The organism is Draconibacterium orientale, from assembly GCF_900111425.1.
Taxonomy (GTDB): domain Bacteria; phylum Bacteroidota; class Bacteroidia; order Bacteroidales; family Prolixibacteraceae; genus Draconibacterium; species Draconibacterium orientale.
In genome coordinates, this window is record NZ_FOHT01000059.1 from 1 (window position 1) to 11,507 (window position 11,507).

Annotated in this window: 7 protein-coding genes and 4 tRNA genes; 3 read left to right on the forward strand and 8 right to left on the reverse strand. The window is 42.2% G+C overall.

Translation table 11 applies throughout. The features are described from left to right. Window positions 1–195: 195 nt before the first annotated feature. The 5 genes from BMW53_RS19975 to mutS form a co-directional block, all read right to left on the reverse strand. Window positions 196–1,389, reverse strand: coding sequence for a hypothetical protein (locus BMW53_RS19975; protein WP_038557998.1), 1,194 nt, complete (start codon window positions 1,387–1,389; stop codon window positions 196–198). A gap of 584 nt (window positions 1,390–1,973) precedes the next feature. Beyond that, window positions 1,974–2,046 (reverse strand) — tRNA-Gly (locus BMW53_RS19980). Between the two features lie 155 nt (window positions 2,047–2,201). Beyond that, window positions 2,202–2,289, reverse strand: a tRNA-Leu gene (locus tag BMW53_RS19985). A 22-nt stretch (window positions 2,290–2,311) separates the two neighbouring features. Next, window positions 2,312–2,384: transfer RNA gene (locus BMW53_RS19990), tRNA-Gly, on the reverse strand. Window positions 2,385–2,618: 234 nt separating this feature from the next. Continuing rightward, a complete protein-coding gene (gene mutS, locus BMW53_RS19995; protein WP_038557996.1) occupies window positions 2,619–5,240 on the reverse strand; it encodes a DNA mismatch repair protein MutS in 2,622 nt (873 codons plus the stop codon). A gap of 28 nt (window positions 5,241–5,268) precedes the next feature. Here mutS and BMW53_RS20000 point away from each other — a divergent pair, with 28 nt between their 5' ends. Beyond that, window positions 5,269–5,466, forward strand: a complete 198-nt coding sequence (locus BMW53_RS20000; RefSeq protein WP_038557994.1) for a hypothetical protein — start codon at window positions 5,269–5,271, stop codon at window positions 5,464–5,466. A 154-nt stretch (window positions 5,467–5,620) separates the two neighbouring features. Here BMW53_RS20000 and BMW53_RS20005 read toward each other — a convergent pair whose 3' ends face one another. Further along, entirely contained in the window at window positions 5,621–6,805 is a 1,185-nt protein-coding gene (locus tag BMW53_RS20005) for an Lnb N-terminal periplasmic domain-containing protein (protein ID WP_038557992.1), read from the reverse strand. Between the two features lie 331 nt (window positions 6,806–7,136). Between BMW53_RS20005 and BMW53_RS20010 the strand changes: the two genes are divergently transcribed. Continuing rightward, window positions 7,137–8,390, forward strand: coding sequence for a PSP1 domain-containing protein (locus BMW53_RS20010; protein WP_175463522.1), 1,254 nt, complete (start codon window positions 7,137–7,139; stop codon window positions 8,388–8,390). A gap of 218 nt (window positions 8,391–8,608) precedes the next feature. Here BMW53_RS20010 and BMW53_RS20015 read toward each other — a convergent pair whose 3' ends face one another. Both BMW53_RS20015 and BMW53_RS20020 read right to left on the reverse strand, forming a co-directional pair. Further along, window positions 8,609–9,247, reverse strand: coding sequence for an O-methyltransferase (locus BMW53_RS20015; protein ID WP_038557990.1), 639 nt, complete (start codon window positions 9,245–9,247; stop codon window positions 8,609–8,611). Window positions 9,248–9,252: 5 nt separating this feature from the next. Further along, the gene (locus tag BMW53_RS20020) at window positions 9,253–10,482 is read right to left on the reverse strand and encodes a M16 family metallopeptidase (protein WP_038557989.1); all 1,230 of its coding nucleotides are present in this window, start codon (window positions 10,480–10,482) and stop codon (window positions 9,253–9,255) included. 673 nt (window positions 10,483–11,155) lie between these two features. Between BMW53_RS20020 and BMW53_RS20025 the strand changes: the two genes are divergently transcribed. Next, window positions 11,156–11,228, forward strand: a tRNA-Phe gene (locus tag BMW53_RS20025). Window positions 11,229–11,507 lie beyond the last annotated feature (279 nt).

Sequence of the window (11,507 nt, forward strand, 5' to 3'; positions counted from 1 at the left end):
GCTCCTACCCTTTTGTCCCCGACGTAAAGTACGGGATTTGGCAAGCTCAACTGTCGACATTCCTGCCGGCAGGTTCCCTCAAAAAGGAAAAACGGTTTTTATTCAGAGCTAAGAGCTAAATTGGACAGGGATGTTGTGAAACCGATACAATTTTAAACACAAGCACTAAAGTCTGATAAAACAAGGTGGGGTGTTTTAATTACTTCCTGCTTCTTTAATTTCAAACAGATTGGATAGATTCCGGTAAAATAAACCCGACCGTGTTGTAACATAAACTTTATTCTTATACGCTGTTATGGATGTTATGATTTCACCGGCAAGGCCATCGTTATCTAATTCAACAACGCTGTATCCGCTATCACTAAACATTACTTGCCAAATTTGCGACCTCCAATATCCAATAGTCTTATCTTCAATCGTTGTTAAATTCAGGTGTGCAATTTCAAATTCCGAAGTACTTGTTTTATTCCAAATCTTTCCATTGTTGGTCGAATGCAAAAATTCATTCTGCCCAAGTGTAAAATCATATCCAAATGCATAGAGGGTATCATTTCGTTGAACCATGTCATATAAATGAAAATCATCGAATTTATCGGTTAAATTCCCTTCCGTGTCAATCCTGTAAGTTTTAGAATCAGTAGTTACGAAAAACAGCTCATTTGAACTTTGTAAATAGTTAACATGATACTCATACTCATCTTCTATTTTTATTATTTTAGTATCCAATATTTCTGTTGGCAACATACTACTTCCGGTCTGTTGGGTATTTACTAATAATAGTCGTAGTTGTACTACTTCATTTGACCTTGAATAATAGGGAATTAATACCTGTCCGTTTTCGTTAATTGCAATACAATCGTTCCAGGCAGCTCTTTCAAAATTAAAACCCGAAAATGTAGGATCAACCTCTTCCATTTTCAAGGTTGTTGAATACGAGGCGGCTGAACCATAATTAGCCGTCGATATAAAATTAACCTGTGCAGCCGAAGATCCTGTTTCTTTATAAGTAACAGTAATTTGCGATGTAATAGGAATTTTACGACTTACCGGTTTGATAGCAATATTCTTTTGTTTTATAAAATCATCTTCAAATATGCTGTCGTATCCACCAAGGTTAGCGACATCTCCTACCTTACTAAAAAAATCGGTTCCTGAAATAACCATATAACTACTATCAACACTAAAGCTATTTAGTAGAATTGAATTATCATATTGAAAAGCAGGATGATTATTCCACTTATGTGTTTTAAAAACTTCTACTATGTTTTCTTTTTCACAACTAATTGAGAATAAAACAATAATGATTAATACAAATACATTTCTCTTTTCCATGGCTATATTTTTCTTGCGTTCGATTGTTTGTAATTCAAAGTGCTCTGCATAACTCATAAGTCATTTGCACATTATACAGCAACATTGTGTACTGCAATCAACCTTCGCGAACGACTCACACATGCCATCTTACCAAACATAAATTGATTATTTTGTTATTTGCTAAATACGAATAATGTTTTCAATGTATCGGGCAATGAGTTATTTAGTGCAATAAATGTAAACAATTATTATGTAAATACTTGTTTTCTGAACAAAAAAAAGGCCAACCCAGGGATGTCATCTTTACAAAAAGATGACATCCATACTGACGGAACGCGATACAACCGCGCACCAACGGGATGATACTTTGTAATGCAGCACCGTTCGAAAACTGGCTCCCCTTTGGGGAGACTAATCGAGCAATTCTCGCGAAATTTGAGTCATAAAAAAAGGCCTCACAAAAAGTGAAGCCTTTTTCGAGCGAGAAACGGGACTCGGATGCTGACGCCTTGGTCAGCATCCTGACATTCCTTTGGAATCGTCAGGGCCCGCGACCCCGATCCGTCAAAAGATAAATCAGGGGCTACTAGTTGAGCAATCCTCGCAATTTTAAGGCATAAAAAAAGACCGCATAAATTAATATGCAGTCTTAGTTTTCGAGCGAGAAACGGGACTCGAACCCGCGACCCCGACCTTGGCAAGGTCGTGCTCTACCAACTGAGCTATTCTCGCATTTTTTAAGAACAAACTCTACTTCCCTGGCACTTCTGGTGCTCTACCAATGCCGAAAAACTCAAATTTATAATTTGTAAGTTTTCGAGCATCCTCGGCAAACTATGAAATCAAAGATTTCTGGTTTGTCGGGACTGATTTATTCTCGCAAAAAATGGTACCCGAGGCGGGACTTGAACCCGCACGATCATAATGATCATTGGATTTTAAGTCCAACGTGTCTACCAATTCCACCACCCGGGCATCCTTTGGATTATCGTGAATGAGCGAGAAACGGGACTCGAACCCGCGACCCCGACCTTGGCAAGGTCGTGCTCTACCAACTGAGCTATTCTCGCGTATTTTAAAGAACTTATACAATTCAATCCATTAAATAAACTATGCTCTACCAATGCCGAAAAAATTCAAATTTATAATTTGTAAGTTTTTCGAGCATCCTCGGCAAACGATGAAATCGAAGATTTCCGGTTTGTCGGGACTGGCGATTCGTGCATATTTTAATGAACTTGCTTTTTCAAAAGCGATGCAAATATATTGCTATTTTTTTATCTGACAAAAATTATTGAAGTCCATTAAGAAATTCCTGTCAATTTCTTTATTTCATTCAGCTTATTCAGAGCCTCTATTGGAGTCAGATTATTCACATTCAGCCCGGCTATCTCATCTCTAATTTGCTTTAGCACAGGATCATCCAACTGAAAAAAGCTTAATTGTACACCTTCGCGTTTTTCACCAATCTCTTCTAAAGGTTTACTTAAACTTTCCTTCTCTTTTCCGCCTTCCAGCTTCGATAATATCTGTTCTGCACGTTTAATTACCGATTTTGGCATCCCGGCCATACCCGCCACATGGATACCAAAACTATGATTACTGCCTCCACGAACCAGCTTTCGTAAGAAGATAACTTTGTTTCCCACCTCTTTTATGGAAACGTTAAAGTTTTTCACTCTTGGGAAAGCTCCCTCCATTTCGTTGAGCTCGTGGTAGTGGGTGGCAAATAGCGTTTTTGCTTTGGTAAAAGCATGTTCGTGCAGATGTTCCACAATCGACCAGGCGATGGAAATACCGTCGTAGGTTGATGTTCCGCGCCCCAGCTCGTCGAAAAGAATCAGGCTGCGATCGGAAACATTATTCAGGATGCTGGCTGCTTCGTTCATCTCCACCATAAACGTTGATTCGCCCAGCGATATATTATCCGAAGCTCCAACACGGGTGAAAATTTTATCCACAAAACCGATTTTTGCTACTTCAGCCGGAACGAATGATCCCATTTGTGCCATCAACACAATTAATGCTGTTTGGCGCAACAGTGCCGATTTACCCGCCATATTGGGCCCGGTGATAATAATGATCTGCTGATCTTCCTGATCGAGTTTTACATCGTTGGCAATGTACGACTCGCCAATTGGCAGTTGGTGCTCGATAACCGGATGTCGTCCTTCTTTTATTTCAATTGAGGTGGCATCAGTAACCTCCGGGCGGAAATATTTATAAGATGTTGCACACGTGGCGTACGACAATAAACAATCGATTTGCGCCAGAATATGCGAGTTCAGCTGTATCGCCGAAATATATTCAGAAAGTGCAAAAATCAGCTCGCCAAAAAGTTTTCCTTCCAGCACCTGGATTTTCTCCTCGGCTCCCAGAATTTTCTGTTCGTATTCTTTCAGTTCCTCGGTAATATATCGTTCGGCACTTACCAGCGTTTGTTTACGAATCCATTCGGCCGGAACTTTATCTTTATGTGTATTCCGCACCTCGATGTAGTACCCAAAAACATTGTTAAAACTGATCTTCAGCGATGGAATTCCATGTTTTTCGCTTTCGCGCTTTTGAATTTGTGCCAGGTAATCTTTTCCTGAATAAGCGATTTTTCGCAGGTCATCCAGTTCTTCCGAAACACCTTCGGCAATCACTCTTCCTTTGTTAATTGCGGTTGGCGGATCGGCAACAATCTGCTTTTCAATACGCGCCCGAATCAAATCGCAAGGATTTAATTGCTCGGCAAAACGGTTTAAGGCCGGATTCTCAACACCGGCGCAAGCAGCTTTTATCGGAACAATTGCGGCCAAAGCATTTTTTACCTGCATCACTTCGCGCGGGTTGATACGACCAACTGCAACTTTTGAGATCAGTCGTTCCAAATCGCCCATTTGGCGTAGATGTTCTTCCAGATTTTCTTTGGTTTCCGGATCTTTCAGAAAAAGTTCGACAACTTCCAGCCGCTCGTTTATCGGATCGATATCTTTTAAGGGCAGCGCCATCCAGCGTTTCAGCAAACGCGATCCCATTGGCGTAATGGTTTTATCAATCACGTTAATGAGCGCCTTTCCACTTTCGTGAAGCGGTGCAAACAACTCGAGGTTACGAATGGTAAACCGGTCGAGCCAAACATAGTGCTCCTCCTCAATCCGGCTTAATCCCGAAATATGACTTAGCTTCTGGTGCTGTGTAATATCGAGGTAATGCAAAACAGCACCGGCGGCTATAATGCCCAACTGCATGTTATGCACACCAAAACCTTTTAACGAACTGGTTTCGAAATGCCGCGTCAGGCGGTCGTTTGCCGCATCTTCGGTATATACCCAGTCTTCCAGATTAAAGGTATAAAATTTAGTCCCGAAAAGATCGTTGAACTCCTTCCCTCTTCCGCGCTGAAACAACACTTCTTTGGGTTGAAACGAGTTCAATAACTTATCGATGTATTCAAAACTTCCTTCGGCAGCCAGAAACTCGCCGGTTGAGATATCGAGAAAGGCAATACCTGCCCGCTTTTTATCGAAATGAACCGATGCAAGGAAGTTATTTTCGCGGTTCTCAAGAATATTATCGTTGATGGAAACTCCCGGAGTTACCAGTTCGGTAATCCCGCGCTTCACGATCTTTTTGGTCATTTTCGGATCTTCCAGCTGCTCGCAAATTGCCACCCGTTGCCCGGCCCGCACCAACTTGGGCAAATAGGTATCGAGCGCATGATGCGGAAATCCTGCCAACTCCACATAACTGGCTGCTCCGTTTGCCCGGCGCGTTAAGGTAATTCCCAGAATTTCTGCCGCCTTTATGGCATCCTCTCCAAATGTTTCATAAAAATCGCCCACACGAAAAAGCAACACCGCATCAGGATGTTTATCCTTGATGGAATAATATTGCTTCATCAGCGGAGTTTCTACATATTTCTTTTCATTTTTTGCCATCGTTGAGCAAAGATAATTGTTTCAAAGCATGGAAGAAATCTACCACTTAATTGTTCATCCAAACTTTTCAACAATATCGGGGGACATCAAGGAAAAAGTTGAAAGGAAAAAAGCAAAAGTAACTGCGATAAAAGAAATTAGATTACAAATAAATATCGCTGATGACTTTGATTCAAGTTCCGAAAACTATTTTTTGCACCGTTCTTTAGAGCGGTGTAACGAATAGGATATAGTGATTATGATTTTTCAGGATTTTTGTAGAATAAAATTTACAAAAATCCTGAAAAACCGGGTTGGACTAACCAACCCAATATCACCGCCTTAAAAGACGGTGCAAAGGATAGTTTTTCATAAAATCGATTTCTGAGAGTCAGCCCAGATTATTTGCGAGTCACTTTTAAAGACCTCAGAATTAGCAGCGAATGCGCCAATGCCCGGATAAAGAATGTGGCTGCCATGATGAAAAACACCGGATGAAATTTTTGAGGCATAAAGGGTGCCGAAACAAAAAACACGATCATCCACACGGCAAAAACAAAGTGATAATAACGCACCGCCTGACGCCATTTTTTTCGTAAGTAAACAATTGCAAATAGCAGACTCAGCGGCACCAGCCACATGAGGTTGTAATTTGGGCTCATTGCCGGATGCTCGGAATAAATGGTAAACCAGGTAAGCAACAATCCGCCCAATCCGTTTATTCCGTACAAAACAACATCAAGCGCGGGCTTCATTTCTCCGTTTATATACTGCTTCCAGGTGAAAAAAGCAACCACCAGCAATAACAACGAAAATACAATCAGCGGCCCCCAAAGCCATGTCAGTAGCTGAGTTTGCTCAGGTGCCTGGTAAAGTACCTGAACCGGTTGAGCAATATGCTGGCCGTTATCATTTCTTTTTGCCGATGCAAAATGCTGCATCACATAATCAGGCAAAAACATTTCTTCTTCAAGCGTTGCCTCCCGGTCGGATTCGGCTGCCACCAGAAAATCGATACCAAAATTCAGCCATCTTATTTTGTGGTGATAATCTTTTATCAACGTCCGCAGCGTTTTATGGCTGGCACTATCAGTGTAGGTTATGCCACCATTTACGTTATCGGCAACCACATCGCGCACCCGCGTGGCACAGTTATCAAAGAAAAAATTATAGCGGTAAACCCGGTTTTCGGGTTGTGCATTCCATAAAAGAAAATCCAGTATTTTTTGTTTTTCCTGCGCCGTCAGGTTAAGTTCCTGCTCAAAAACACTGCGTTTATCGTGTCGGTATTCATTCAAAAAAGTCTGAAAACGATAAGCACCAAGCAGGTAATCGGTTTGGCCGGCACAAAAACGATACAAAAAATTGGGGCTGCTAAAATCGAATATTCCGTAGTTAAAAACCACATCGTAATTAAAAGCCGGATCATTTACCCGAATAGCCGAATGACCATAAACCGAATACATTTCGTTACCCGGGCTACAGGTAATGATGCTAACCGTTGCCTTGTCCGTCAATTGAAAAGCCAGCCCATTAAAAGCAAGGGCCACAAATACTACAATTAAAAGCCGCTTTAAGAGATTCATGAATGTTTTCTGCCTTATTTAATTTTCAATAAAGGAACAAAAAAGCTCATTTCCCGCGTAAATAAAATACAATATTTTAATTTAGACTTGTTCCAGATTAGAAAATTCAATTCTTTTTCTAATCTTTGTATGGAATTATACCGATGTGAAATCAAATTGAGTCTTTATAAGGCAACAATTTCTTTCAATCGGCATCAACCATTTTAATTTCAGCGTTTTGCCTAAGGCTCACACTGAAAAACAATTGGGATTATTTACAAGATGCATGTGAAGTTTAGTGCGATAAATGCACAAAAAGGTCACGCATCAGACAGAAAGCAGAGAGGATTATATGAGTTGTAATGGATGTTCGTTCAATAATTCAACAAGTACAATAGCACAAGGATACGACTGGCTGAGTGATTTGCCAGACACCACCGATAAATCAGATATTGTTGAAGTTAAGTTTAAGTCAACCCGCAAAGAATACTATAAAAATGTTGAAAATCTCCCGCTAAAACGTGGAGACCACGTAGTTGTTGCTACCTCGCCGGGGCACGATGTTGGCGAAGTAACCCTTACCGGTTACCTGGCCGAAAAACAATTTAAGCTGCGGATTAAAAACCCGTCGCGTTACAACCTCAATGTGGTTTATCGCAAAGCTTCGGACGCTGATATTCAGAAACTGAATGAGGCACGCAGCCGCGAAAAAATCACAATGATAAGAGCGCGCCAGGCTGCAACCGAGCTGGGGCTTGATATGAAAATTGGCGATGTTGAATTCAGAGGCGACAACAAAAAAGCAATTTTTTACTACCTGGCCGAAGGACGTGTTGATTTCAGGGAACTGATAAAAATATATGCCCGCGAGTTCCGCATTAAAGTGGAAATGAAACAAATTGGCGCCCGCCAGGAAGCCGGTTTAATTGGAGGAATTGGATCATGCGGACGTGAATTATGCTGCTCGAGCTGGCGAACCGATTTTTCAAGCATCTCGTCGGACGCGGCATTGAAACAAGGCTTGTCGCCATCGGCACAAAAAATGGCCGGTGCCTGCGGAAAACTAAAATGCTGTTTGCTTTACGAGCTGGACGCCTACATTGAGGCCGGAAACGAATTCCCGCGTGAACTTCTCGACCTTGAGCTGGCATCGGGATTGGCCAAACCATTTAAAACCGACTACCTGAAAAAGGAAATCTGGTATGGATTGGAAGGCAGCATGGGAACCACTTTCAACCTGTCGTTAAAGCAAGTGCGCGATATTATTCAGAAAAACAAACGAGGCATAAAACCCGAAGTGCATTCCTTAAGCGCTCAACCAAAAGAGCAAAACAAAATGGAAGTTACGCTCGACGAAAGCCTGGATCGTTTCGACGATAAAAAACCTTCGCGCAACAAAAAACGACGCAACAACAGGGGAGGCAACAAAAAGGGAGGCCGGAATTTCGAAAACAAGAGTAACAATCCGCAAAACAAACAAAACGCTTCAGAAGCTGGCGAAAAAAACAAAAAGCCAAACAAGCGGAGAAATAACAATCCGAACAGAAAACGGAAACCGGGGTTTCAAGCTAAAAAGGGACCACAAACGTCGAATAATACGAATTAGCCAAAGTCCTGATTACCTTAAATAAGCAACATTAATTCGGAGGTGACTCTAACAGCGTTAGTAGCGATTAAGATCAACACCGAGAGGCGCTTAGCGATTCTAACCGCTTAGCGCATAATTGCTATTTTCATCGTCAGCGGTGGCTTTTTTGAAAAACGTTTTCAGTCCTTGAAATTTCGGGAGAAAAAGTATTTCCCGTCTGGAAAGACAACGACAAACTACTTTTTACGGATAACAGTCATGCCATCGCGCAGCGGAAGGATGACCTTTTCAACGCGGTCGTCGTTTTTAACCAGCTTGTTGAATTCGAGGATGCCGATGGTTTGCCCGTCATCGTGGCGGGGTTTATCCAGTACTTTACCACTCCAAAGTGTGTTGTCGGCAATAATGTACGCTCCCGGCTGCATTTTGTCAATCAGCAATTGGTAGTATTCCACATACTCCCGTTTGTCGGCGTCGATAAAAACCAGGTCGAACGATTGGTCAAGCGACGGGATCAGTTCCGTTGCCGCCCCGATTTTTTGTTCGATTAAATGTGCCACTCCGGCTTTTTCGAAGTATTTTTTGGCCAGCGCCTCCAACTCATCGTCAACTTCAATGGTAATTAGCTTTCCATCTTCGGGCAATCCTTTTGCCAGGCAAATGGCCGAATAACCGGTAAATGTTCCCAGCTCGAGAATGGTTTTCGGGCGGATCATTTTTGCCAGCATCGTAAGCACCTGCCCCTGCAAATGCCCCGAAATCATGCGGGCACCCAACACTTTCAGGTTCGTTTCGCGGTCGAGTTCCGTTAACACCGGATCTTCCTCATCAATGTGATCCAAAATATATTGATGCAATGCCTTTTGCCTGTCCATTCCTGTTATTTATATATCAACGTACTCATCTGGTTTTTATCCAAAATAATATTGGCCACTTCCTGTATATCGTCGGCACTAATGGCCTCGATTTTTTTGAAGATTACACGCAGCGGATCCACTTTATCAAACAGCATAAAACTTTTCCCGATGGTGAGCATCATATCTTCGCGACTTTCGGTTGAAATGGCAATCTGCCCTATCAACTGCTTTTTTGCACGACTTAACTGAACGGCGCCCATTTTTTTGTCGCGCAGCAAGTCAAACTCTTTGTGCACCAGTGCTACCGCTTTATTCAGGTTCTCTTTGTCGGTACCGAAATACACGTTAAACAAACCGGTATCAGAATACGCCGTGTAGGCCGACTCCACGTTGTACGCCATTCCGCGACGTTCGCGCATGGCCAGATTTAAACGCGAGTTCAGCGCCTGGCCGCCAAGTACATTGTTCAGCAAAACCATGGCAATACGCTTCGGGTTTTTAAAATCGAAAGCCACATTACCCATTACACAGTGCGCCTGAAAGGTGTCTTTTATTACCGTTTTTGATTGCGGCTGATAATTTACAAACTGCTCTCTTTTCAACTGCCGCAAACTTTGCTCCACCTCTCCGAAATACTTCTCCAGCATTTTTAGCAAAGCCGCAAAATCAATATTCCCCACCGAACTGATCACCATTTGATCGGTATGGTAGTTATTGGCAATAAAATTGAAAATCATATCGCGGTTAAAAGAACGCAGCTTTTCTTTTGTTCCCAAAATATTACGGGCAATGGGATGACCATCGAAAACCTGTTCCTCAAACTCATCGAAGATCAATTCCGACGGTGTATCGTAATACGAATTTATTTCCTCTACCACCACCTCTTTTTCGAGTTTGAGCTCTTTTTCAGGGTAGGTGCTGTTAAAAAGAATATCGCTCAGCAATTCGGCCGTGCGATCGTAATGCTCGCTTAAAAAAGTAGCATACAGCACGGTTTCTTCCTTTGTGGTGTAGGCATTCAGCTCGCCACCAACGCCCTCGATACGGCTAAGCACATGAAACGACTTGCGCTTTTTTGTGCCCTTAAAAACCGAGTGTTCGATAAAGTGCGCCAGGCCATGTTCATCCTCGTTTTCGTCGCGCGATCCGGTATTTATTAAAACCCCCAGATGCCCCACCGGCGAATCGGTTTGCTGATGAATTATTCGAATGCCGTTATGTAATGTATGTATCAGATAATCAGTATCAACCATTGTCTTTTAAACTAATCGTGCAAAAGTATAAAAAGTATTGGATTGCAGACTCATACGGCTTACAAAACGCATGAAAGGATTCTATGTAAAATCGAAAACATTGATGACAGGTGAAATTTTCAAATGATTCTATAACGATTTTTCGTTCGGAACAAGCTGACCAATTCCAATCAACTTTAGAGGCCGAACGATTTTTTATCGATCTTTTACCCGGAGCTTTGTGTCTTCGTAAACTCAACCACTCGCACCGGGCTATTGCCTGTAGCCCGCTTCGGGGCTTTAAGCACCAAGGGTGCGTAATCAATAGCCAGGGGGAAGCACCCGCAGGGAGCGCAGCCCCGGGGATAGAAGAGAAAAATGACAAAGGCGCAACTTCTTCCGATTTTTAAACTACAACCCTACCATGCGCCGCATATTAAAAATCGATTATAAACCAGAACCCCTAAAATAGTTGTGTGTACATCGTTGTCGGAGGATTTGGAGGGCAAGTAATTCAGTTTCAAATAAAAACGCAAAAAAAAGATCAACCACATAAACTCACGCCGAATTCGGAGAGCTGAAAAAATCAATTTTTTTTCACTTTTTTTGGTGTTGAACTTTGTGATTTTAAAAAAATGTATACTTTTGCAACACCAAAATAAAGGGGGTGCTACTTAAAGCCCAACTTTAGAAAGGTGCCATAGCTCAGTTGGTAGAGCAACGGACTGAAAATCCGTGTGTCCCTGGTTCGATTCCAGGTGGCACCACAAAAGGGAGGAACATTGTTTCTCCCTTTTGTTTTTTTATACACTTTACTTTCCATTGTGTCCCTGGCTCCCCCGAAGATCGGGGCAGGTGGCGGATCACATTGAAAAGTAGGTGGAGAAGTAAAAAATATCTCACTCAGAAGTTTCAATATTGAATAAAAGCGACCAGGCATAAGCAACATTATTTTGGCTTATCAGCCGGATTCTACTCTTTGGTTTAGCCCAAAGAGTAGACAGAAAACCCAAGGCTGCGCCCGCTTCCCTCGGAAAAGCTACGCG

Coding starts and splice junctions, on each gene's coding strand:
- BMW53_RS19975 (WP_038557998.1), bottom strand. CDS start 1,389: ATGAGTTATGCAGAGCACTTTGAATTACAAACAATCGAACGCAAGAAA.
- mutS (WP_038557996.1), bottom strand. CDS start 5,240: ATGGCAAAAAATGAAAAGAAATATGTAGAAACTCCGCTGATGAAGCAA.
- BMW53_RS20000 (WP_038557994.1), top strand. CDS start 5,269: ATGGAAGAAATCTACCACTTAATTGTTCATCCAAACTTTTCAACAATA.
- BMW53_RS20005 (WP_038557992.1), bottom strand. CDS start 6,805: ATGAATCTCTTAAAGCGGCTTTTAATTGTAGTATTTGTGGCCCTTGCT.
- BMW53_RS20010 (WP_175463522.1), top strand. CDS start 7,137: ATGAGTTGTAATGGATGTTCGTTCAATAATTCAACAAGTACAATAGCA.
- BMW53_RS20015 (WP_038557990.1), bottom strand. CDS start 9,247: ATGGACAGGCAAAAGGCATTGCATCAATATATTTTGGATCACATTGAT.
- BMW53_RS20020 (WP_038557989.1), bottom strand. CDS start 10,482: ATGGTTGATACTGATTATCTGATACATACATTACATAACGGCATTCGA.